Here is a 23,048-nt window from a genome sequence, read left to right as displayed (position 1 = left end):
GGTCGGCGATCCGCCCAAGGGTCGGCTCCTCGGCCGGAAGCGCCTCCCCGTCAGCGGCCGGATCGGCGTGGTCAGTCCAGGCGGACGGCATCATGGACTTGCTGCCGTCCGGTAGTTCAAGGACCAGCTCGAGTGCACCGTGCCGGCGCATCCGGCCGAGCACCCGCAGCTCACACCCGTCGAACGGGTGTCCCGGCCTGGTCAACCGCACCGTGAACACCGACGCCCTGTCCAGGATCACGACACGGTCTCCGCTCCGGGGCCGTGGCCGCCGGCGGCCAGCACCGCGCGGGCCGCGAGCCCAAGCACCCGGCCGTCCAGACCGCTGACCGCGCTCAGGTCGAGCAGCACGCCCGCCGCGAGGCTCGCGGCGACCCGCAGCACCMTGCCCTCACCCCGCGAGCACACCAGYCGCCCCGCGTCCACCGCGGCGACCACACCGGCCCAGTCCACCCACGCGAACCCGTCCACCACCCTGACGAAACCGTCGAGGAAATCCCGCCGGAAAAGCCAGAACACGTGGGCGACCAGCAACTCGACAGCGGCCACCGCGCACATGTCACCGTGTGCGTACGATCGCAGCGCCGCGGAAAGGTCCTCGAAACCAGTAGTGTGTCGCGGACTCGTTCGGCAGTCTCGACCATGGGGTTATGATCGCGATTCTCGCCGAAAAGATCCGTGACCAGCGGTTCCTCAGGCTGGTGGGCGATATGCTACGGGCGGGGTATCTGGAGGACTGGACCTGGCACGCCACCTATTCTGGCGCCCCCCAGGGCGGGATTGTTTCACCCATCCTGTCCAACATCTATCTCGACCGGCTCGATACATTCGTGGAACAGGTACTGGTCCCGGCCTGGACACGCGGGAAAGTTCGCCGGGAGAACAGGGAGTACGGCAACACAACGGCGAATATTCGCTACTGGAAGAACAAAGGTGACCGTGACCATGTCAAGGCCCTGCGTCAACGCCAGCAGTCGATGCCGAGCGTGGACCCTCACGACCCTGAATACCGGCGGCTACGTTACACCCGCTACGCCGACGACCATCTCCTGGGATTCGCCGGCACCAAAGCCGAAGCCGAACAGGTCAGGGACCAGCTCGCCGTGTTCCTCCGCGACGAGCTGAAACTCGAACTCTCCACAGAGAAGACCCTGATCACCCATGCCCGCACCCACAAGGCGCGGTTCCTCGGCTATGATATCTGGACTCATCAAGCCGACACCCGGCGCACCCGGGGCAGACGCTCGGTCAACGGCACCATCGCCCTCGGCGTCCCGCCCGAGACCGTGAACACCAGGTGCCGGACCTACCAGCGCGGACAGGGTAAACCCCTCATCCGCAACGATCTGATCCGGACCAGCGACTACCACATCGTCGCGACCTACGGCACGGAGTATCGAGGCTACGTCCAGTACTACCAGCTGGCCGGAAACATCAACTGGCTCAACAAGCTCCGCTGGTCCATGGAACGGTCGATGATGTCGACCCTGGCCGCCAAACACCGCCGCCCACCCTGGGTCATCCGCAAGCGCCTACAAACCACCGTCACCACCCCGCACGGGAAACGGCGGTGCTTCGAGGCGACCCAGCGCACCCCAGCGGGCAAGGTGTTCACCGCCAGATTCGGAGGCATACCGCTACGCCGGAACAAACACGCCCGCGTCATCGACGGGGCATGGCCGACCCGGCGGAAAAGCCAGCTCGTCGCCCGTCTGACGGCAGGGACCTGCGAACTGTGCACCTCACCTGATGGGATCACCGTCCACCACATCAGGCGGCTTTCCGATCTCCACCGATACAGCTCGACAGACACGCCATCATGGGTGGAAGTCATGCGGACCAGCCGACGGAAGACCCTGATCGTCTGCGCCCGCTGCCACACCGACATCCATCGGCGACCTCACACGCAGTAGCAACGCTGGAGAGCCACGTGCGTCGAAAGATGCCCGCGTGGTTCGGGAAGCGGCCCGAGGAAACGGACCGGCCACCAGGCCGGCACCGCGCCCCGGGCCGACTTCACGCCCAGCCTGTATGCCCAGCTCGCGGCCCTGCCCTGGGGTCAGGTGAGGACCACCGCGCGGACCGTCGAGCGTGGCCACGGCCGCCGCGAGCGGCGCACCGTGAAAGCCACCGAGGTCCGCGCCGGACTACTGTTCCCGCGCGCCGTGCAGGCGATACGGATCACCCGCCGACGTCAGCCACTCGCCGGCGGACCCGCCGAGACCGAGGTCGCCTACCTGATCACCAGCGTGATCGCCTGTCACATCTCAAGCGACTGACGCCTGCCCGCTTGCCCCGGCAAGCCACTACCAGGACCTTGAACACATCACGTTGACAATGCGGAGACTACCTCCGTATCCGTTTGGGAGGAGAGTGGACGCTGTCTCCTCATGCTGTAAGAGACCGCCCACCGGCATCCCGGTCACGACGATTCACGTCGCTCCGCTGAAGAACCGCCTCACGAAGCGGACGCCGCCATCGATAGGAAAGCAGGAACAGCCATGCCCACCCTCGGCATCATCGGAAGCGGAAACATCGGCGCAGCCGTCGCGCGCCTCGCGGTAGCGGCCGGCTTCCCGGTCGTCGTAGCCAACTCCCGGGGACCGGAAACCCTCACCGACCTCGTCGAGGAACTGGGCGCGCTGGCCACCGCGGGTACGGTCGAGCAGGCCGCCCAGGCCGGTGAGCTCGTCGTGCTGGCGGTACCCCTGGCGGCACACACCGCCATCCCCGCCGAACTGCTCGAAGGCAAGATCGTGCTGGACGCCAGCAACTACTACCCGTCGCGTGACGGCCGGATCGCCGAACTGGATGAGGACAAGACCACGACCAGTGAACTGATCCACCGCCACTTCCCGGGAACGCGGCTGGTCAAGGCGTTCAACAACATCCTGGCCCACCACATCCCCCTGCTTGCCCGCCCCGCCGGGGCCCCCGACCGCACCGCACTGCCGATCGCCGGTGACGACGCCGACGCGAAGAAGGCCGCGGCGGCCCTGATCGGACAGCTCGGCTTCGACACCGTCGACGCCGGCCCGCTCGCGCAGAGCTGGCGCATCGAACCGGAGACCACGGCCTACACCCGCCTCTATCTCGCCGACCCCGCCACGCCCTTCGAGCAGGTGATGCAGGCGCCCGCCCGCCCCGTTCCGGCTGCCGAGCTGCACCGCGCGCTCGAAGCAGTCGAGCGGCTACACGTGGCCGACCGCACCTTCTGACCCCCGGCGGGCGGTGGCCGACCCAGCGTTCCGCGATCGCGTTCGCCTGCGGCGACTGTGGCGGTGTGCGCACCACGTCGATACCGGCCCCGGCAAAGACAGCATCGAAGGAAACCGTGAACTTCATGTCGCGGTCACGGATGAGGAACCGGAACCGGTGGCCACGTTTCTCGAGGTCCATCAGCAGGTTCCTGGCCCGCTGGGTGACCCACGCCGCGGTTGGATGCTTCGTGACCCCGAGGACGTGGACACGGCGGGTGGCGTGTTCGACGACGAAGAACACGTAGATCCGCTGGAGGAATACGGTGTCCACGGTGAAGAAATCGCAGGCGAGGATGCCGGAGGCCTGGGTGCGTGGGGACGTGCGCCAGGAGGTGTCGGCCCGCCGGGGCGCCGGATCGACACCGGTGCGGTGCAGGATCCGCCAGACGGTGGCGACCCCGACCGGGTAGCCCAGCCCGACGAGCTCTCCCTGGATCCGGCGGTGGCCCCAGATCGGGTTCTCCCGTGCGAGGCGCAGGACCAGCTCGCGGATCTCCCTCCGCACCGGCGGCCGCCCGGGCGACTTCCGTGGATAGGTCCATTTCCGTGCGAGGAGGTCACGGTGCCAGCGCAACACGGTGGCCGGGGTGACGAAGAAGCTGTCCCAGCGAGCCCGGGGTAACAGCCGGGACAGGGCTGMGAGGATCACCGGATCCGCCGGTTCCAGCGCCGGCCGGTTCACCTGACGTCGTAACACCGCCACCTGGTGTCGCAGGACGAGGAGCTCGACGTCCTTCGCAGCATCCCCGGGGACTCGGAGCAGCATCAGTCCGAGAGCGTTGCGTGTCAGGGCGTAGAGCAGGGACCACACCATGACCATCCAGCCTGTCTGACGCAGGCCCAGTCCGGCAGGCAAACGTGCAGGTCACCGCCCAAATCGGGGTTCTGGAGTCCCACAGGCACCGTGTGGAGGTCGAAGTACCTCTTGTACGCCCGGGAGAAGCCTCGAGCCGGCCTCGCCGGTGAAGGCTGCTTCGACCATCCGGATTGCTTCCTTGTAGTCCGCGAAGACCTTGGAAATGGGCCTCGTCGCAGCGTCGAGGACGTCGTCGGTTTCCTGCGGGGAGCGCCCACCCGTGTTGAACACGATGTGACCGGAGCGGTCGATCAGGCTCAGCGACACCGGGCTGTGGTCCATCGCGAGCCGGAAGTAGTTGGCGATCTGCTCCCGGTCGGTCACGTCCTCCAGCCGGCAGACCATGTGGGGCTGGCTGTCCCCGAACCGCTCCGTGAACTCGTAGGTGACCGTGGAGGCAACCTGAACATGGATGATCTCGCCTGCCGGCCGGGCGAACCTCATCCGGTACTGCGGGAACCGCTCGCCGGAGCCGCCAGGGCCGTGGCGGACGACCCTGCGCTCGTAGCGGGCGAACAGCTCACGGTCCGACTTGGGGACCAGGAACAGCCAGTGCCGGCCGAGCATCTCCTCCGGCTCACTCCCCCACCTGTGCATGCCTACACCCGTGGCCTCGACCTCGACCGCGACGCCGTCACCAACGCGCTCACCCTGCCTTACAGCAACGGCGGCGCCGAAGGCGTCAACACCAAAACCAAGAAGATCATGCGCCAGATGTACGGCCGAGCCGGCTTCCCGCTCCTCCGCCACCGAATCTTGCTCGGTTAACCCTCCGTCACCACCGGATGTGCGGCAGAGCCCGTCTCCCGATGTAAGGCCGAGTTTCGCTCTGCAAAACGGGTGGTCGACCCGATTTCGCGCTGTGAAACAACGGCTTGTAGCGCCGGTGCGACCTGGCGCACATTTCCAGGACCGCAATGTGGCCGTAACGGTACGGCCGCCCGGAATTTGGGGTCTGTATGATCAGACGGTTCTTTGTCGGCACTGATGTCGGTGGGACGTTTACTGACCTGGTGGTGCTGGAGGAGGGAAGTCCTCCCCGCCTGTTCAAGTCGCCGACAACGCCGCAGGACCGTGCTGTCGGAGTGGTCTCCGCGCTTGAATTGGCCGCCGACTCGTATCGGATGGGTCTCGTGGAATTCTGCGGGTCCGTCCGCTATTTCGCGCACGGCACGACGGCGGCCACGAATGCGTTGATCGAACGTAAGGGCGCGCCGACCGCGCTGTTGACGACCCGCGGATTCACCGACACCATGGCTATTCAGCGGTCGATGACGTCCTGGGTGGGAATGGGCGCCGCCACCGGTCACTACAGTCGGCGTCGCAATCCCGACCAGATCGTGCCGCGTGAGTGGATCGAGGGAATCACCGAGCGGACCGACGCGGCGGGCGCCGAGATCGTCGCCCTGAACGAGGACGAGATCCGCGCCGCCGTACGCCGGTTGCGTGCGTCCGGCGTGCGCGCGCTGGCCGTGTCGTTCCTGTGGTCGTTCGTCAATGGCGCGCACGAGGCCGAGGCCGCCCGGATCATCACCGAGGAGTGGCCCGAGGCTTACCTGACGCTCTCCCACAAGATTGCCCCGGTCATCGGCGAGTACGAGCGGACCGCCACGACCGTGGTGAACAGCTACCTCGGCCCGGTCATCCGCAACTATGTCGAGGGGCTGGAGGACCGGCTGCGCGCCTCGGGTTTCCAGGGCGAGTTCTCGATCATGGACTCCGGCGGCGGTGTCATGCGGGCCCAGGACGCCGCGCAGCGGTCGGCGTCGATGCTGACCTCCGGTCCGGCCGGGGGAGTGCTGGCCTCGCTCGCGTTGGCCGAACGGCTCGGGCACCGCAACGTGATCACCTCGGACATGGGCGGCACGAGTTTCGACGTCGGACTGATCATCGAGGGGGCGCCGCTGGTCGAGCGGGTCAGCGAGGTCGGTGATCTGCACCTGGCGATGCCCCGCATCAAGGTGACCGCGATCGGGGCGGGCGGCGGGTCGATCGCCTCGGTCGATGAGTCAGGTGTGCTCGTGGTCGGCCCGGAGAGCGCCGGTTCCGTCCCCGGCCCCGCCTGCTACGGGCGAGGGGGCGACCGCCCGACCGTGACCGACGCCGATGTGGTCCTCGGGATCATCGACCCGGCGTACTTCCTCGGCGGCCAGATGCCGCTGGACCCGGCGCTGGCGGAGAAGGCCATCCGCGAGCACGTCGCCGGACCCCTCGGGCTGTCGGTGGAGGAGGCCGCCGCGGGGATCCGGCGAGTCGCCGACAACCAGATGGCCGACCTGCTACGCAAGGTCACCGTCGAGCAGGGGCACGACCCCCGCGACTTCGTGGTGTACGCCTACGGCGGCGCCGGCCCGACCCACGCCTACGCCTACACCGAGGCGGCCGGTATCGACACGCTGGTGGTACCGCCCACGGCCACCGTCCACTCTGCCTACGGCACGGTCATCTCCGACCGGTACCGCGCCGTGCAGACGACCGACGTGCAGCGCACGCCTCCAGGAGCGCCTGATCCCGCCGAGCACCTCGACGCTGCGCGGATCGACGCCGCCCTCGACGACCTCGTCGACCAGTGCAGGGCCGATCTGGATGATGATCCGCGCGCCCGGTTCGTGTGTATCGCCTACCTTAAGTTCCGCCGCCAGTCGCACGAGCTGCCCGTCGTAGTCCCCGACGGCGAGGTCACCACCGAGGTGCTTCGCGGCGTCGTCGCCGAGTTCAAGGCCGTCTACGAGCGGGTCTACGGCGCGGGTACCGCGCTGCTGGGCGCCGGCGTCGAGTTGCACACCCTGCGCGTGGAGGGCCGCGTCAGCGTCACCGAGGTCTCCGAGACCGCAGCGGCCGGAACGACCGACCTGCGGACAGCACGCATCGGCGAGCGGCTCGTGCACTTCCCCGAGACCGGCAGGGTGCCGACCGGCGTGTTCAGGGGTGAGGAGTTCGGACCCGGAGCGGAGCTGCACGGCCCGGCGATCCTCGAGTTCCCCGGTACCACCGTCGTCCTCGGCCCCGCCCAGTCGCTGCAGGTCGACGACGGCAACAACCTCATCATCGACTGCAGGGGGAACGCGTGACCACCATCGATCCCGTGACCTTCGAGGTCATCCGCCACCGGCTGCTGGCCATCACCGACGAGCAGGGTGCGACGCTCGCGGCGATCTCCGGCTCGACCCACGTGGTGGAGGCCAGCGACTACAACGTCGGGCTTTACCTGCCCGACGGCTCCGTGGCCGCGATGGGTCGCACAATCCTCTCGCACGCGTCGTCGATGGCCGCCATCACCCGGTCGGTCATCGAGGACTGCACGGAGGATCCCGGCATCCACCCCGGCGACATGTTCCTCGTCAACGACCCCTGGAAGGGCACGGTGCACGCCCAGGACGTCGGGCTCATCGCGCCGATCTTCTTCGAAGGTGAGCTGCTGGCCTGGACTGGCGCGATGTGCCACATGGTGGACGTCGGCGGAATGACGCCCGGCAGCTTCTGCATCGACGCCACCGACTCCTTCCAGGAGGGGCTCCAGCTGCCGCCCGTGAAGCTGGTCGAGTCCGGGAAGGTCCGCGGCGACGTGTGGAACGTCGTCCTCGCCCACACCCGGATGCCCTCGACGGTCAACCTCGACCTGCGGGCGCTCGTCGGCGCCAACAACACCGCGATCAAGGCCATGAAGGGACTGGCCGAGAAGTACGGCGCGCAGACCGTCCACACGGTCATGGCCAACCTGATCGAGTTGTCGGAGCGTCGGCTGCGCAACCGGTTGGCCAAACTGCCCGACGCCCGCCTCCACTCCCGGGCCTTCCTCGACAACGACGGAGGGCTCGGAGAGGTCTACGAGGTCGACCTCGTCCTCACCAAGCGCGGCGACACCCTGCACTTCGACTTCTCGGCGTCGTCGCCGCAGGCCAAGGGCTACATCAACTGCGCACGCTCGGGAATGATGGCCGGCATCGCGGCGGCGCTGCTGCCGACGCTCGCCTTCGACGCCCCGTGGAACGAGGGATTGTTCCAGGTCGTCGAGGTCGAGTGTCCCGAGGGTCTGATCTGCAACGCGGCCCGTCCGGCGGCCGTGAGCGGTGGCGCGCTGGAGGCCGGGTGGATGGTCGAGATGACGGCGGTCGAGTGCCTGTCCAAGCTCGCCGCCTGCTCCGAGGAGCTGCTGCCAGAGGCACAGGCCACCCCTGCCGGCGGCCCGGACAAGTTCGTCCTCACCGGCACCGGTGAGGACGGGGCCCGCCAGACCTACGTGATCATGGACTGCTTGGCAACCGGCGGCGCGGCCTACAACCACCGCGACGGCGCCTGGACCCAGGGGCAGCACAACATCGAGCGGCAGCGGATCTCCAACGTGGAGGCCGTCGAGATGGACTCGCCGCTGCTGTACCTGTGGCGCGGCCTCGTGCCCGACTCCGGTGGGGCCGGGCGACACCGCGGTGGCATGAGCATGGGGGCGGTCTACGCGATCCACCGGGGACGCGACGTCACGGCGCTCAACTCCGCGCACGGCTGGGAGGCGCCGAACTCCACCGGGATCTTCGGAGGCTACCCGGGGGCACAGAACACCCGCACCGTCCTGCACGGCAGCGATGTCAAGGCACGGCTGGCGGCCGGTGAACTTCCAGACCTGGAGACCCTCTCGGGTGAGCGGCCCGTCATGCGGGGACGCCAGGGCCAGTACGGGCTCGGTGAGCACGACATCCTCGCGACCGTGCCGCAGGCGGGCGGTGGCTGGGGCGACCCGCTCGACCGTCTGGTCACCGACCTCCAGACCGACCTCAACCTCGGCGCGATCACCGCGGACGCCGTGGCACGCCTGTACGGCGCGGTCCTCGTCGACGGCCGGGTGGCCGCCGAAGAGACCGAGCGGCGCAGGGCCGAACTCCGAGCGGACCGGCTTACCTGGCCCACGCGACGAGCCCTGCCCGCGGCCCCGGACGACGCCGTCCGCCTGCACCCGCTCGGCGACCGGCTCTCAGTGCTGCGAGCGGGCGGCGGCCACTGGATCGGCTGTGTCTGCGGGACCATTCTGGCTCCCGCGAACGAGCCGTGGCGGCAGTACGCCGGACGCCAGGTCAGCCACGACGTGCACGAGGTGAGCCATGCGACCCGGCTGAGCGATGAGCTGGAGCTGCGCCGCTACGCCTGTCCCTCGTGCGGCATGCTGCACGCCACCGACGTGGTCCGGCGCGGCGCCGACGACCTCGACGACCTGCGTCTGTTGGACGCCTGATGGCTCGCGTCGTCCTCGCGGCGGCGACCTCGCACGTCGGCGCGATCGTCAAGGACCCGCACACCGCCCCGGCCGACTCCGGCGTCCTGCACGACGCCTGGCGCCGTCTGGACGCCGAGATCGCCGCCGCCGAACTCGACGGCGTCGTAGTGGTCGCCACCGACCACTACGAGACGTTCGGGCTGGACAACTACCCGGCCTTCTGCCTCGGCGTCGCCGACGACTTCGAGGGCTGGGGCGAATTCGGCAACCCTGGTGGCCGGATCAAGGGCCGCCCGGGGCTCGCCGCCGAGCTGCTCCATGGCCTGACCGAGGCCGGGTTCGAGACCGCCCGGTCGCACACGATGCGCCTGGACCACAGCTTCACGGTGCCCTGCACCAAGTTGCCGGCCGCCGCCGCCGCCGGGGTGGTGCCGCTGTTCGTCAACTGCAACACCCCGCCGCTGCCGACGCTGCGCCGCTGCCTGCGACTCGGCCGGGCCCTGCGGGAGACACCGGGAGAGGCCCGTATCGGGGTCATCGCGACCGGCGGCCTGTCGCACTGGGTCGGGCTGCCGCGCTTCGGCGACATCAATCCGGCCTTCGATGAGGCGTTTCTGTCCCTCCTGGAACGGGGCGGGGTGGCGGAGACGCTCGACTGGAGCGATCGCTGGATCGAGCACGAGGCCGGCAACGGCGCGCTGGAGCTGCGGACCTGGCTGATCGCCGCCGGTGCGGCCGGGTGCGGGCCTGCCCGCACCTACGCCTACCGGCCGATGCCTGCCTGGACCGTCGGCATCGGCATCGCCGCCTTCGAGGTGGCGCCATGAACCTCGTCGGCCTCAACCGCCTGGCCTGGGACCTGGAGCACCGCCGCGCGGAGCTGCGCGAGGACCTAGCTGAGGCGCTGCTCGGCTATCCGCTCACCAATCGGGAGCGGCGGGCCGTGCTGGCCAGGGACGCCGCCTGGCTGCTGGCTGGCGGCATGAATCCGGTCGCTCTGCGCAACCTCATGGTCAGCCTCGGGGTTCCGCACAGCGCCATGTATGCACTCCCGACGCCCGAGGAGGCGACCATGTGGGTGACCTTCCCCAGCGGCGGTGATGAGATCCGCGGGTATCTGGCAGTTCCGGCGACGTCCGACGGCACGCCGCCGCCGGCGGTGATCATTGCGCACGAGAACCTCGGCGTCACCCAGCACCGGCAGGACGTGACCGAACGGATCGCCGCCGCCGGGTACGCCTGCCTGACCGTCGATCTGTACAGCAGGATCGGCGGCCGCCCGCCCCAGGACTACACGACGCCGGAGGAGCGCCGGGCGAAGGCGTTCCTGGCCGCCGCCGATGAGCAGGCCGTCCCCGACCTGGAGGCGGGCCTGGACTACCTGGCCGGGCGCGGCGATGTCGACGCCTCGCGGGCGGTCGCCATCGGGTTCTGTCTCGGCGGCGGGCTCGTGCTGTCCTGGGCGACGCGGACCGACCGGTTGTCGGGTGTGGTCGCGCTCTACGGCCTGCCCGAGCTCCCGCCCGCCTACAGCCCGACCGGCCGCACCCGCTCGCGCATCGAGACCGCGCACACGGTCCGCTGCGCGGTGCAGGCGCATTTCGGCGGTAGCGACGAGGTCATCCCGCTCGACCAGGTGAAGAGGCTGACCGAGGCGCTCGGCGAGAGCGGCCAGGATGCCGAGGTCTTCGTGTACGAGGGCGCCGGCCACGCGTACCACGACGACACCCACCCCAGCCACCACCGGGAGGCAGCCGAACTCACCTGGCAGCGCTCGCTCGACTTCCTCGCGGCTCACCTGTGAGCCTCTGGACGGATCTGCTGGGCGCCGAGCTGCGTGTCATCCCGGTGGCCGGGGTCGGCACTCGGGCTGTGCTCATCGGCGAGGGGCCGCCGGTGGTGTTCCTGCACGGCAGGGGCGGTCACCTCGAGACCTTCGCCCGGAACCTGGCCGCGGTCGCCGCGGGCGGGTACCGGGCGATCGCCCTGGATCTGCTCGGCCACGGTCTGACGGAACGTCCGGCGGACGGCCGCTACACCATCGACGCGCTCACCGGGCACGCGACGGCGGTCCTGGACCGGCTGAACCTCGACCGAGTCCACCTGGTCGGGCAGTCCCTCGGCGGCTGGGCGGCGGCACTGCTCGCGCTGGCGACGCCCGATCGGGTGGCCGGGCTGGTCCTGATCGAGCCCGCCGGGCTCCAAGACGAGGCCGAACGCCTGTCCGACACCAGGGTCCAGGCCGCCTACCGGTCCGGAGGGCAAGCCTACGAGCAGCCCACCGCGGCGGCCGTCGCGACGCGGCTGCGGGGGCTGCTGGCCGATCCCGAAGTGCTCGATCCGGAACTGGTGCAGGTGCGGGCCCGCCTGTACGCGCCGGACGAGGCACGCGCGGTGCACCGGTCGGTGCGGGCGGCCGATCACTCGCCCTGGCTGCTCACACCCCAGCGGCTCGGCGAGCTCACCGTTCCCGCGCTGTTCGTGCGTGGTGAGCACGGGCACACCCCGCCGGCCGTCGTGCGGTCCGCCGCACAGGCGGCCCGCGCCCAGGTCGTGACCGTGCCAGGCGCGAAGCAATGGCCGCAGTTCGAACGGCCGGACATCGTCAACAACGCCATCCTCGACTTCCTTGGAGCACACCCGTGACCTTCTGGACCGACGCACTCGGYGCCGAGATCCGTTTCCGCGACGCCGCTGGCTGGCGTACTCGATCGATCGAGGCGGGTGCGGGAGAGCCCGTGATCCTCATGGGCGGCCTCACCGGGCACGCCGAGGCATTCCTGCGCAACCTCGGCCCGCTCGCCGACCGGGGCCTGCATGTCTACGCGATCGACGCTCTCGGCCACGGTCTCACCGCCCGCCCCGAGGACGTCATCTACCACGCTCCGATCTTCACCGAGCACCTCATCGGCTTCCTCGACGCCATTGGGGCCGACCGGGCCCATTTGGTCGGTCAGTCGCTCGGCGGCTGGACCGCCTTCTACACCGCCCTGCACCACCCCGACCGCGTGGCCCGGCTGGTGTCGGTCACCGGCGCCGGAGTCCTGCTGTCCACGGCCGACCGGGCCGCCGARAGTGAGCAGGTGCACGCCCGGGTCCAGGCCGTCACGGCCAGGGCCACCGCGACGCCCACGCGCGAGAGCGTCCGCGCCCGCTTGGAGTGGCTCATGGCAGACCCCGCGTCCGTGACTGACGAACTGGTCGAGTGCCGGTACCGCTACTACACCCTCCCCGGCAGCGAGAAGGCGCAGGCCAAGCTGGTCGCCGAGCAGCCGAGCACGGAGAACCGGGCGCACATGCTCGACGAGGCGGCGCTCGCGCGGATCGAGAACCAGACGCTCATCGTGTGGACCGACAACAACCCCACCACCCCTCCCGAGGTCGGCCGCCGGGCCAGCCAGATCATGCCCAACGCCCGTTTCGACATGATCACCGACGCGGGTCACTGGCCGATGTACGAACAGCCCGAGCAGTTCAACCGGATCGTCGGTGACTTCCTCGCTGAGGATCGGCCGTGACGGCCCCGGCGGTGGAGGTCGCGCTCGGCTGCCGCATCCTCGCGGCAAACGGGAACGCCGACATGATCTGGGGGCACCTGTCGCAGCGTGACCCGGTGGGTGACGGAGTGTGGATGAAGGCGGCAGGCTTCGGTCTAGAGGAGATCACCGCCGACCGCGTCATCCGCATCGACCGGTCGGGGCGGCGGATCGACGGTGACGGCAAGGTCCACTTGGAGTACCCGATCCACACCGAGATCATGGCCGTGCGATCCGATGTCGGAGCCGTCGTCCACAGCCACGCCGAGTCCGCGGTCGCCCTCGCGGCGACCGGGCAGACGCCACGGCCGATCGGGCACGAAGGCACCCTGTTCTGGCCCCCTGACCTGCCTGTCTTCACGGAGACCGGCGACCTCGTCCGTGACTCCGCCCTCGGCGCGTCGCTCGCGGGCGTGCTCGGCGACCGCAACGCCGTTCTGCTACGGCAGCACGGGCTGGTGACCGTCGGGCCCGACGTCCCGACCGCGGTCATGACGGCGATCTTCCTGGAGAAGGCGTGCCGGATGCAGCTCGGACTGCTGGGCGCCGGCTTCACCTGGTCCGACGAGCCCGAGGCCCTGGCCAAGCGCGACCGGTGCTACGGCCCCGACCAGCTCTCCCGCGCCTGGGAGTACCTGGTCCGCAGCGCCTGATCGCCCCGACACCCGCAACGCATCGCACCCCAAAACCAACCCCCGAAGGGCATTATCATGTTACGTCCGTCTGCCATCCGGCTCGCCGGAGCCTTCACCGCCGCCGGGCTCGTGTTAGCAGGCTGTAGCTCCGCCGCGGGCTCCGAAGGGGCTTCCCCCACCTCCGCCCCGACGCTGTCCGCCTCCCTCACCAAGGCCATGGCCCCGACAGCGGACAGCGCCTACAAGGACCCGGGCCCCGCCGTCACCGGCGTCTCCAGCCTGGCCGGCAAGACCGTCTGGTACATCCCGCTGAGCTCGCAGATCACCACCACGCAACTCGTGCAGACCAGCCTGGCCGAGGCGCTCGGCACCGCCCACATCGACGTCCACGCCTGCAGCGGAGACGCCAACCCTTCCACGATCGCGGGCTGCATCACCAGCGCCATCAACGGCAAGGCGGCGGGTGTCGTCTTCGACTCGATCGTTGCCGGGTTCGTGGCGGAGGGCATCCGGCAGCTCAAGGCGGCGCACATCCCGGTCGTGATCGCCAACGAGCCCAACCCGGACGGTGACTCGCCGGGCGACGCCTCGCTCGCCTATGTCCCGGGCAACCCGATGCAGGCACTGCAGGTCCTCGCCCAGTGGATCGCCGAGGACAGCCACGGCAAGGCGGCGGTACTGATCAACGAGGTCACCGATGCGCCGCCGCCGATCGCCTACGTACAGAACGGCTTCATTCCGGCCCTCAAGAGCGCCTGCTCCTCCTGCACCGTCACGGTCAACAAGATCCAGTCCGCCAACTACTCGCTGATACCCTCCTCCACCAGCGCCGCGCTGATCTCCAACCCCACGACCGACTACGTCGTCTCGGAGTTCGACGCGTTTGCCGCACCGACCCAGCAGGGCGTCCAGCAGACCGGGAAGCTCAACGCAGTCAAGGGCGCCTCCGCCGGCGGCCTCCTCGCGCAGCTCCAGACGCTGAAGTCGGGGACGTTCCTGCGCGCCGATGTCGGCACGAACTTCGCCTACCAGGGCTGGGCGATGGCCGACCAACTGCTGCGCCTGCTGACCGGGGCCGCGCCCATCACCTACCAGGTGCCGCTGCGGCTGTTCACCGCCGCCAACATCGGGAGCCTGGACCTCACCAACCAGGCACAGATCTCCGGTGACTGGTACGGCAGCACCGCCTACAAGCAGATGTTCACCCGGCTGTGGGGACTGGGCAATTGAGCCCGCACCGCCTCAGCGTCGCCGGGCTGTCCAAGACGCACGGGTTCAGCCGGGTGCTCCACGACGCCGCCTTCGACGTCGCACCCGGCGAGGTCCACGCGCTCGTCGGGCAGAACGGCTCCGGCAAGTCCACGATCGTCAAGATCCTCACTGGCTACCAGGGCGCCGACGCCGGGGGAAAGGTGATGATCGACGGCCGGCACCTGGCACTGCCCGCCCGCGCGGCGGATCTCCGTAGCCTCGGAGTCTCAGTCGTCCACCAGGACCTCGGGCTCAATCCGGGCGACACCGTCGTCGACAACATCTGCGTCGGTTCATGGCCACGGCACACGGTCACCCGCCTCATCAATCGGCGGCGCGCCACTCAGCAGGCCCGCGACGCACTGGAGCGCATCGGCGAGCAGGTCGCGCTCGACGCCCTGGTCGGTGACCTTCCGATCGCCGACCAGGTCAGCGTCGCGATCGCCCGCAGCGTGCGCAACCTGCCCAGCGGGGGAGGGCTGGCCATTTTCGACGAGTCCACGCGGGCGCTGCCTCCGGACTCGCTCGGCCACTTCTACAACCTCACTCGGGCGCTCACGGAACAAGGCACGGCCGTACTGCTCGTCAGCCACAATCTCGACGAGGTGCTGACGCGCGCCGACCGCGTCACCGTGCTTCGCAGCGGCCGCGTCGTCGCCTCCGGCGCATCGACGGCCGGGCTCACCGCCCCTGACCTGACCCGGCTCATCCTTGGGCACGCGCTGGACACGGCCGCCGCCTTCACGAGTGCGAAGGCCGGAGGCCACGCTGAGCTGCAGCTGCGGGAGGTGGGCGGCGGACTACTCACCGACCTGTCGGTGTCGCTGGCGGCCGGGGAGATCGTCGGTATCACCGGTCTGGCCGGTTCAGGTCACGAGGAGGTGCCCGCCTTACTGACTGGCGCCCCGGGCAGCCGGGGAGAGCTCCGCCTCGGCGAGACCGTGCTGGACCTGCGCCGACTGACGCCTCGCAAGTCCATAGACGCGGGCATCCACGTTGTCCCGGCCGAACGAGCCCGCCGCGGCCTGGCACTGGAGCTGTCGATCAAGGACAACATCGCGCTGTCCCGGCTGCGCCGTGGCGGTATCCGGCCGCTGGTCGGGGCCGGGCAGCACACGGACACGCGGGCGGTGATCGAGGGACTGGACGTCCGTCCGCCCCGTCCCGACGCCCTGGTGCGCACGCTCAGCGGCGGTAATCAGCAGAAGATCTTGGTCGGACGGGCCATGCTGGGCAGCCCGCGGCTCCTGGTCCTCCACGAGCCCACCCAAGCCGTCGACGTCGGCGCCCGGCGGGACATCCACTCCGCCATCCGTCGCCAGGCGGCGACCGGAACACCCGTCCTGGTCATCGCGAGCGACCCGGCCGAACTCATCGAGCTGTGTGACCGGATCCTCCTCGTCCACCGTGGCCGTGGCCGCGAGCTGGCCGCCGGTCACACCGTCGAGGCCTTACTCGACGGCATCTACTCCGAAGTGACACTCGAGGGGGCCACCCGCCATGGCAACTGAGACCCAGCAACTGCGCCTCGGCGCGCCGGCAGCTGCGCTCCGCTTCACCGAGCGGTGGAGCATGGTCGGCCTCTGGATCCTGCTCGCACTGGTCTTCGCGCTCCTAGAGCCATCGAAGTTCGCCACCTCAGGCACCTTCAAGACGATCTTCGGGTCGCAGGCGCCGTTGCTGTTCCTCGCGATGGCCGTGCTGTGTACGATCATGGTCGGCGAGTTCGTGGACCTGTCCGTCGCCTCCGTGCTCGGCCTGGCCGCCACACTGCTGCCAGTACTGGCCGTCCAGCACCATGTGCCCATCGCGGTGGCCTGCCTCGCGGCCCTGGCCGCCGGCGTTCTCGTTGGTGTCGTCAACGGTGCGCTGATCGTGTACCTCGGGGTGAACACCATCGTGGTCACCCTCGGCATGTCCACGCTGCTCCTCGGGCTCGCCTTGTGGAGCACCGACCTCAACAGTGTCAGCGGCCTGGACCCGCACGTCTCCTCAATCGCGCTCACCGACGTATTCGGGCTGCCTATCTCATTTTACTACGGCATCGCCCTCGTCCTCGTCGTCGCCTACGTCACCGCGCTGACGCCCCTCGGCCGGCACATGCGCTTCGTTCACGCCAACCGCGAAGTCGGACGGCTGGCGGGAGTCCAGGTCAACCGCATCCGTTTCGGGGCCTTCGTCCTCGCGGGGCTGCTCAGCGCCGGGGGAGGGGTGCTGCTGGTCACCGGCGTAGGCGGGTTCGACCCCAACTCCTCGGGCACCTACCTCCTGCCCACCTACGCCGCGGTGTTCATCGGCACGGCCGTTGTCCGCCCGGGCAGCTTCAATCCGATCGGCACCTGGATCGGCACGTACTTCCTCGCCACCGGCGTCATCGGTCTCCAGGAGCTGGGGCTGGCCGCCTGGATCTCCAACGTCTTCTACGGCGGCGTACTGATCGTCGCGGTCGCCGTGTCCACCATCATCGGCCGGCGGCGACGTGGCTGACGCACTCGCGTACCAGCTCACCGATGGCGGTGAGGCGCCGCGTCCCGCACCGCGACACCGGGGCGATGACGGCGACGGCACCGGCGGCCTGCCCCTTGTCCATCACCACCACACTCGCACCCGCGACACCGGCGGCGAACTCACCGCTCTCCACGGAATAGCCGCGCTCCCTGGCCCGGTCGATCTCGGCCAGGAAGGCGTCGGTGTCGGTGATGCTCCGGTCGGTGCGCCGCGGCAGGCGCAGCGCGGGCATCAGCTCCACCACCTGGTCACGCGGCAGACTCGCCAGGGCGGCCTTCCCGATGCAGCCATTGGCGATCAGGGACCTGCGGCCGACCGGAGACAGGACACCCAGCACGTGCTCGGCGTCCCGGCGCTGGATGATCACCAGGCTGCGGTCGCGCCAGTCGATCTCCGCGGCCAGGACGGTCTCGCCGGTGCGCTCGGCCAGCCGCGCCACGATCCGCTCGGTCACCGACGCCACGGGTGAACCCTTCGCGGCGACCGGCGCGAGCTCGAGCAGGCGGGTGCCGAGCCGGTAGCTGCCGTCCTCGTCACGCCGTAGGACGCCGTAGGCGAGCAGCGAACCGGCGATACGAAGAGTAGTCGCCTTCGACAGCCCCACTCCCTGAGCCAACTCGGTCAGAGTCAGGCGTGGGTGGGCGCTGCTGAAGCACGTAAGGATCTCCAGAGCGCGGTCGACAGATCGCACATGGCTCACTGACAGTGACGAGCCTTTCGGGTCAACGTCGGACACCTCTGTCTCCTCTCCGAGGTCAGAACGTGTGTGGTCCACGTCTCACGGGCTAAGCCTGCGCCCAAGGTAACGCACATGGACCTAAGTGTTTCGCCTGGTGAAACTCCGCGATGGAGGGCCTCATGATCGATAATGCTCGCGGCGAGCTGGCCGGACGTCGGATACTCATCATCGGAGCGGCCTCGGGCATAGGCGCCGCGACCGCCGAGCTCTGTCGCGTTCACGGAGCCATCGTGCACTCCGCAGATCTCCAGACAACCCCTGACGGGGACGATGTCGATCTCCTTGACGAAAGGTCGGTGGCGGCCCTCGTGGATCGGGTCCGGGCGCGCTGGCCGGCACTTGACGGCCTCGTCGTCACGGCTGGAGCCTCCCACCGCGGGAGCATCGCGGATACCTCTCCCGAGACTCGCCGCGCGCTCCTCACACTCAACGCGGCGGCTCCCGCCGACGCGATCGCCCAGTTCCTTCCCCTGCTCGCGGAGGGAGACCGCCCGTCCGTTGTCACGGTCGCCTCCGCGACGGGCCTGCGTGCCTATCGCGACTTCGCCGCGTACGCAGCCTCCAAGGCCGCGCTCATCCACTGGTCGCGGGCCGCCGCCCACGAGCTCGCGTCCTCGGGCATCCGAGTGAACTGCGTCTGCCCTGGCCCCACTGATACGCCGATGCTCCGCGGCGACGTCTCCGACTCCGCCGACGCGCTCGACTTCATTGCGACTCTGACCGCACGGGGCCGACTAGGCGCCCCGGTCGAGGTCGCCGAACCGATATCCTTTCTCCTCTCGCCCCGAGCGTCGTTCATCACCGGAGCGGTGCTGGCGGTGGACGGTGGAGAGAYGGTCCATGATGGTCGATGAAAATCCGCTGGCAATGAGATGAGCGGGAGTTGTGGATCTGGCGCTGACCCCGTTTGCGCCGTGAGGCGCGCACCGGGCAGGACGCGTTGGCGTTCGGTGATCTCGGCGCTTTTCGCGTTCTCGCYCAGCTGTGACAGGAATCCCTCGAGGTCGGTTGCGAGTGCGAGGTAAAGATCGCGGTCGGCGATCTGGCTGCCGAGCGCGTCGAGTTGGCCGCGGAGGTTCGCTTCGCGGGTGCGGAGTTCGGGCATTCTCGCGCGGAGCTCGTCAAGTGTGATCAACTGTTCCTGGAAAGCGAGCTCGACCTGTCCGCGCTCACGCTTGGTGGGATCCGAATCACGAGCCTGGCGCAGCCGGCTGTCGATCTCGGCGCGGATCAGAGTCGGATCGCTGATCAGTTTCGTGATGTGTTCCCAGACGGTCTCGTCGAGGTAGTAGGCGCGGACCGGCTTGTTCCAGCACACACGGCCGTTCTCGTAGCGGTAGTCGTCGGAACCGAGACACCGGTAGTAGTAGATCTTTCTGTTCGTGGTCCGTGTCGAGGTGCGGTAGTAGCCGTAACCGCAGGCCGAGCACGCTGCGAGGCCCTGTAGCAGTGACGGCGTCGTCTTCGTGTTGCGGGGCGCGAAACGCTTGTTTTCCTCGATGCGGGCCGCGACCCGTTCGAATATCTCCTCGCTGACCAGGGCGGGCACCACGGTCCCAGCGGTTCTTGCGGCCGCTCGTCAAGAACGTTCTCATCGGCTCCGAGAAGATCATAATCCGTCATCGCATCCCACCTCGCCAACGAGCATCGGACCGCGACACTCCAGTCGCCAGCGCGGATACGGAGGGTGACCGGAAGGCGAGTTGTCAAGTGCGTTGGGGGCGTAATCAGCCCGTTGCTGCTGAATATTGCCCTGCACCGGATGGAAACGGCTGCGGGGATGACCTCGCCGGCGTGGCAGCGGCCGCGGGCTTCCGCCACGTCGTGGACGTCGAGGTCCCCAGCGCCGAGCCGAGCCGGAATGGGTCACGTCGGTCGACGTCGACCGCGAACGCGTACCAGGAACCTGATACCCCGCCGGGCCAGCGACGCCCCGGCGTTCCGTCATGTGGAACAAATCTTGGTCCCTGGTGAAACCACGCCTATAACAGTGGCGTCAGGCTATTCACTCCAACACCTGGCCTGCTGGTCTGGAGGTTCCGTGTCCACAGCACCACCGCAGGGAGACGCGATGACCACCGCTCCCGCCGTCGACGCGTCGACGATCGCCGCCGCCGACCGGCTCGTCGCCGCCGAGCGCACCGGCGTCGCTTGTCCTCCGGTGCGGGACGTGCTCACGCCGCACGACATCGCCGCCGCCTATGCGGCGCAGCGAGTGAACATCCAGCGCGGTCTAGCCGCCGGTCGTCGGATCGTCGGGCGCAAGATCGGTCTGACGTCGGCGGCGGTGCAGCGGCAGCTCGGCGTCGGCCAGCCAGACTTCGGCGCGCTGTTCGCAGACATGTGCGTCGCCGACGGCGATGAGATCCCCGCCGGCCTGCTTCTGGCACCCAGGGTCGAGGCCGAGGTCGCGCTGGTACTCGGCGCCGACCTGCCCGATCCAGATACCACGGTCGTCGAAGTGCTGCGGGCCACCGAGTTCGCGCTGCCGGCCCTCGAGGTCGTCGACAGCCGGGTCGCCGGCTGGGACATCACCATCGTCGACACGGTCGCCGACAACGCCTCCTGCGGCCTGTTCGTCCTCGGCGCGACCCCGGTGCCGCTCGACCGGGTGGACCTACGTGCGGTCGAGATGCGGCTGTGGAAGGGCGCGGACATCGTCTCGCGCGGCACCGGGGCCGACTGCCTCGGCGGTCCGCTGAACGCGGCGGTGTGGCTTGCTTCCACGCTCGCCGCCGTCGGCGACCCGCTGCGCGCAGGCGACGTGGTGCTGACCGGCGCGCTCGGCCCAATGGTCGCGGCCGCGCCCGGGGACGCCTTCGAGACCGAGATCAGCGGGCTCGGCTCGGCGCGGACGAGGTTCGCCGCCGCACCCGCGGAAGGGACGCAAGGATGAGTAGGGCCAAGGTTGGCGTCATAGGGTCGGGCAACATCGGGACCGACTTGATGATTAAGGTGCTGCGGCTGTCGGACCACCTGGAAATGGGCGCGATGGTCGGGATCGACCCGGGTTCGGACGGGCTCGCGCGCGCGGGCCGGCTCAGGGTCGCGACCACCGCCGAGGGCATCGACGGGCTCGTCCGGATGGACGAGTTCGCCGACATCGAGATCGTCTTCGACGCGACCTCGGCGGGCGCACACCGGAGCAATGACGAGGTGCTGCGGGCGCACGGCAAGCGGGTCGTCGACCTTACCCCGGCCGCGATCGGCCCCTACGTCGTCCCGCCGGTGAACCTGGACGCGCACCTGGACGCGCCGAATGTCAACATGGTGACCTGCGGCGGCCAGGCGACGATCCCGATCGTCGCCGCCGTGGACGCCATCACCCCGGTGCACTACGGCGAGATCGTCGCGTCGATCGCGTCGAGGTCTGCCGGCCCGGGCACCCGCGCCAACATCGACGAGTTCACCGAGACGACGTCGGCGGCGATCGAGAAGGTCGGCGGCGCGACGCGCGGCAAGGCGATCATCATTCTGAACCCGGCCGAGCCACCACTGATCATGCGTGACACGGTCTACTGCGTCGTCGGCGACTGCGACGACGCCGCCGTCACCACGTCCGTGGAGGAGATGGTCGACCGGGTGCGAACCTACGTCCCCGGTTACCGGCTCAAGCAGAAGGTCCAGTTCGACCGAGTCGCCGCCGGCGACTCACTACGGACCCTGGCGCCGGCCTGCTTGAAGGACGTCGTCAAGGTCTCGGTCTTCCTTGAGGTCGAGGGCGCCGCCCACTACCTGCCGGCCTACGCCGGGAACCTCGACATCATGACCTCGGCCGCGCTGCGCACCGCCGAGCGGATGGCCGAGCTGACTCGCACGGGGGTGAACGTCTGATGGGCGGCCTGGAGACAGTCGGTACCGCCGACATCGCAGCGGGCGCCATGGCGGGAGCCGCCGTGCTGGCATCGTGCGGGCCGGCGACGGGCGCTAGCGTTGCGGACGTCCCCGTCACAGCGCCGCTCTACATCCAGGACGTGACGCTTCGCGATGGCATGCACGTCGTCCGGCACCGCTACACCATCGAGCAGGCCGCCACGATCGCCCGGCTGCTCGACGAGGCCGGCGTGGCCGCCATCGAGGTCGCCCACGGCGACGGCCTCGCCGGCTCGTCGGTGAACTACGGCGTCGGCGCGCACACCGACTGGGAGTGGATCGAGGCTGTCGTCTCCTCGATCTCCCGGGCCGTCCCGACCACCCTGCTGCTGCCCGGCATCGGCACGCTGCACGACCTGCGGCGCGCCCATGAGCTGGGTGTCCGCTCCGTCCGGATCGCCACCCACTGCACGGAGGCCGACATCTCCGCGCAGCACATCGCGGCGGCCCGCGAGCTGGGCATGGACGTCGCCGGCTTCCTGATGATGTCCCACCTGGCCTCGCCGGCCGAGCTCGCCCGGCAGGCGAAGCTCATGGAGTCCTATGGCGCGCACTGCGTCTACGTCACTGACTCCGGCGGCCGCCTGACGATGGACGATGTCAGGGCCCGGTTCCGGGCCTACCGCGACGTGCTCGACCCCGGGACCGAGACAGGCATCCACGCCCACCACAACCTCGGACTGGGGGTGGCGAACTCGGTCGTCGCCGCCGAATGTGGCGCGGTGCGGATCGACGCGTCGCTCGCGGGCCAGGGCGCCGGCGCCGGCAACTGCCCGCTGGAGGCGTTCATCGCCGTCGCGGACGTGATGGGCTGGAAGCACGGCTGCGAGCTGTTCGGCCTCATGGACGGCGCAGACGACGTCGTGCGCCCGTTGCAGGACCGGGTCGTGCGCGTCGACCGGGAGACGCTCACCCTCGGCTACGCGGGTGTCTACTCGTCGTTCCTCCGGCACGCCGAGACGGTCGCGAGGCGCTACGGTCTCGACACCCGCTCGGTCCTCGTCGAGGTCGGCCGCCGCGGCATGGTCGGCGGCCAGGAGGATATGATCACCGACGTCGCTCTCGACCTTGTCGCCACCGCTCGAGACCGCTAGGGACTGTTTCAAAAGATCGTTAGCGGAGCCAGATGTTGATGGCAGCGATGGTGACCGTTGCCTGGTAGCGGACGGCTAGCTTTTCGTAGC

At 69.2% G+C, this 23,048-nt stretch carries 21 protein-coding genes and 3 pseudogenes; 18 read left to right on the top strand and 6 right to left on the bottom strand.

What is annotated here, in order from left to right; translation table 11 throughout:
* Both CC117_RS32875 and CC117_RS32870 read right to left on the bottom strand, forming a co-directional pair.
* Positions 1–241, bottom strand: a 241-nt coding sequence (locus tag CC117_RS32875) for a DUF5372 family protein (RefSeq protein WP_131803182.1), incomplete at its 3' end; no start/stop codon positions are given.
* Positions 238–549, bottom strand: a complete 312-nt coding sequence (locus CC117_RS32870; RefSeq protein ID WP_071092057.1) for a hypothetical protein — start codon at positions 547–549, stop codon at positions 238–240. The genes CC117_RS32870 and CC117_RS32875, both read right to left, overlap by 4 nt.
* 101 nt (positions 550–650) lie before the next feature.
* Between CC117_RS32870 and CC117_RS32865 the strand changes: the two genes are divergently transcribed.
* The 3 genes and pseudogenes from CC117_RS32865 to CC117_RS40805 form a co-directional block, all read left to right on the top strand.
* A complete protein-coding gene (locus CC117_RS32865; protein ID WP_084133139.1) occupies positions 651–1,913 on the top strand; it encodes a reverse transcriptase/maturase family protein in 1,263 nt (420 codons plus the stop codon).
* Positions 1,914–2,063: 150 nt separating this feature from the next.
* Positions 2,064–2,279 (top strand): hypothetical protein, encoded by a 216-nt coding sequence (locus CC117_RS32860; RefSeq protein ID WP_071092054.1) that lies wholly within the window; start codon positions 2,064–2,066, stop codon positions 2,277–2,279.
* 222 nt (positions 2,280–2,501) lie between these two features.
* Positions 2,502–2,798 (top strand): annotated as a pseudogene (locus CC117_RS40805) (NADPH-dependent F420 reductase); the annotation flags it as partial.
* A gap of 82 nt (positions 2,799–2,880) precedes the next feature.
* On the opposite strand, the gene CC117_RS35660 reads toward CC117_RS40805, so the two are convergent.
* Together CC117_RS35660 and CC117_RS32850 are read right to left on the bottom strand one after the other, a co-directional pair.
* Positions 2,881–4,074: an integrase gene (locus CC117_RS35660; RefSeq protein WP_407673630.1), complete on the bottom strand. Its 1,194-nt coding sequence runs from the start codon at positions 4,072–4,074 to the stop codon at positions 2,881–2,883.
* A gap of 51 nt (positions 4,075–4,125) precedes the next feature.
* Positions 4,126–4,713 carry a PAS domain-containing protein gene (locus tag CC117_RS32850; RefSeq protein WP_198542069.1) on the bottom strand — a complete coding sequence of 196 codons (588 nt, stop codon included), beginning with the start codon at positions 4,711–4,713 and terminating at the stop codon, positions 4,126–4,128.
* On the opposite strand from CC117_RS32850, the pseudogene CC117_RS32845 reads away from it, so the two are divergent.
* The 11 genes and pseudogenes from CC117_RS32845 to CC117_RS32795 all read left to right on the top strand — a co-directional run.
* Positions 4,702–4,884: pseudogene (locus CC117_RS32845) on the top strand (transposase); the annotation flags it as partial. The gene CC117_RS32850 and the pseudogene CC117_RS32845 overlap by 12 nt on opposite strands.
* Positions 4,885–5,075: 191 nt before the next feature.
* The gene (locus CC117_RS32840; protein WP_071092044.1) at positions 5,076–7,187 is read left to right on the top strand and encodes a hydantoinase/oxoprolinase family protein; all 2,112 of its coding nucleotides are present in this window, start codon (positions 5,076–5,078) and stop codon (positions 7,185–7,187) included.
* Positions 7,184–9,340 (top strand): hydantoinase B/oxoprolinase family protein, encoded by a 2,157-nt coding sequence (locus CC117_RS32835; RefSeq protein ID WP_071092041.1) that lies wholly within the window; start codon positions 7,184–7,186, stop codon positions 9,338–9,340. Before CC117_RS32840 ends, CC117_RS32835 begins: the two co-directional genes overlap by 4 nt.
* Complete coding sequence (locus tag CC117_RS32830; RefSeq protein WP_084133137.1) at positions 9,340–10,149, top strand: DODA-type extradiol aromatic ring-opening family dioxygenase; 810 nt, start codon at positions 9,340–9,342, stop codon at positions 10,147–10,149. The genes CC117_RS32835 and CC117_RS32830 overlap by 1 nt, the downstream gene beginning before the upstream one ends.
* Entirely contained in the window at positions 10,146–11,126 is a 981-nt protein-coding gene (locus CC117_RS32825; RefSeq protein ID WP_071092038.1) for a dienelactone hydrolase family protein, read from the top strand. The genes CC117_RS32830 and CC117_RS32825 overlap by 4 nt, the downstream gene beginning before the upstream one ends.
* Positions 11,123–11,968: an alpha/beta fold hydrolase gene (locus CC117_RS32820; RefSeq protein WP_071092035.1), complete on the top strand. Its 846-nt coding sequence runs from the start codon at positions 11,123–11,125 to the stop codon at positions 11,966–11,968. Before CC117_RS32825 ends, CC117_RS32820 begins: the two co-directional genes overlap by 4 nt.
* A complete protein-coding gene (locus tag CC117_RS32815) occupies positions 11,965–12,840 on the top strand; it encodes an alpha/beta fold hydrolase (RefSeq protein ID WP_071092030.1) in 876 nt (291 codons plus the stop codon). Before CC117_RS32820 ends, CC117_RS32815 begins: the two co-directional genes overlap by 4 nt.
* Positions 12,837–13,511: a class II aldolase/adducin family protein gene (locus CC117_RS32810; protein ID WP_071092028.1), complete on the top strand. Its 675-nt coding sequence runs from the start codon at positions 12,837–12,839 to the stop codon at positions 13,509–13,511. The genes CC117_RS32815 and CC117_RS32810 overlap by 4 nt, the downstream gene beginning before the upstream one ends.
* Before the next feature lie 57 nt (positions 13,512–13,568).
* Positions 13,569–14,723, top strand: a complete 1,155-nt coding sequence (locus CC117_RS32805) for a sugar ABC transporter substrate-binding protein (protein WP_116287967.1) — start codon at positions 13,569–13,571, stop codon at positions 14,721–14,723.
* Positions 14,720–16,255: an ATP-binding cassette domain-containing protein gene (locus tag CC117_RS32800; RefSeq protein ID WP_071092022.1), complete on the top strand. Its 1,536-nt coding sequence runs from the start codon at positions 14,720–14,722 to the stop codon at positions 16,253–16,255. Before CC117_RS32805 ends, CC117_RS32800 begins: the two co-directional genes overlap by 4 nt.
* Positions 16,245–17,231: an ABC transporter permease gene (locus CC117_RS32795; RefSeq protein WP_071092018.1), complete on the top strand. Its 987-nt coding sequence runs from the start codon at positions 16,245–16,247 to the stop codon at positions 17,229–17,231. Before CC117_RS32800 ends, CC117_RS32795 begins: the two co-directional genes overlap by 11 nt.
* On the opposite strand, the gene CC117_RS32790 is transcribed toward CC117_RS32795, so the two are convergent.
* A complete protein-coding gene (locus tag CC117_RS32790) occupies positions 17,206–17,988 on the bottom strand; it encodes an IclR family transcriptional regulator (RefSeq protein ID WP_198542068.1) in 783 nt (260 codons plus the stop codon). The genes CC117_RS32795 and CC117_RS32790 overlap by 26 nt on opposite strands.
* 110 nt (positions 17,989–18,098) lie before the next feature.
* On the opposite strand from CC117_RS32790, the gene CC117_RS40800 reads away from it, so the two are divergent.
* On the top strand, positions 18,099–18,845 hold the full coding sequence (locus tag CC117_RS40800) for an SDR family NAD(P)-dependent oxidoreductase (RefSeq protein WP_084133133.1): 747 nt from the start codon (positions 18,099–18,101) through the stop codon (positions 18,843–18,845).
* Between the two features lie 464 nt (positions 18,846–19,309).
* Here the strand turns inward: CC117_RS40800 and CC117_RS40795 are convergent.
* Positions 19,310–19,540 (bottom strand): annotated as a pseudogene (locus tag CC117_RS40795) (zinc ribbon domain-containing protein); the annotation flags it as partial.
* 522 nt (positions 19,541–20,062) lie between these two features.
* Here CC117_RS40795 and CC117_RS32780 point away from each other — a divergent pair.
* From CC117_RS32780 to dmpG, 3 genes are read left to right on the top strand one after another with little or no spacing between them, the layout of a single operon-like run.
* The gene (locus CC117_RS32780; RefSeq protein WP_071092015.1) at positions 20,063–20,887 is read left to right on the top strand and encodes a 2-keto-4-pentenoate hydratase; all 825 of its coding nucleotides are present in this window, start codon (positions 20,063–20,065) and stop codon (positions 20,885–20,887) included.
* Positions 20,884–21,825, top strand: a complete 942-nt coding sequence (locus CC117_RS32775; RefSeq protein WP_071092012.1) for an acetaldehyde dehydrogenase (acetylating) — start codon at positions 20,884–20,886, stop codon at positions 21,823–21,825. The genes CC117_RS32780 and CC117_RS32775 overlap by 4 nt, the downstream gene beginning before the upstream one ends.
* Entirely contained in the window at positions 21,825–22,958 is a 1,134-nt protein-coding gene (dmpG, locus tag CC117_RS32770) for a 4-hydroxy-2-oxovalerate aldolase (RefSeq protein ID WP_256385443.1), read from the top strand. Before CC117_RS32775 ends, dmpG begins: the two co-directional genes overlap by 1 nt.
* Positions 22,959–23,048: the final 90 nt, after the last annotated feature.

The sequence above is a fragment of the Parafrankia colletiae genome (assembly GCF_001854655.1).
GTDB classification, from domain to species: domain Bacteria; phylum Actinomycetota; class Actinomycetes; order Frankiales; family Frankiaceae; genus Parafrankia; species Parafrankia colletiae.
The sequence above is the reverse complement of the archived record's forward strand: the minus strand, read 5'-3'. Positions and strand labels throughout refer to the sequence as shown.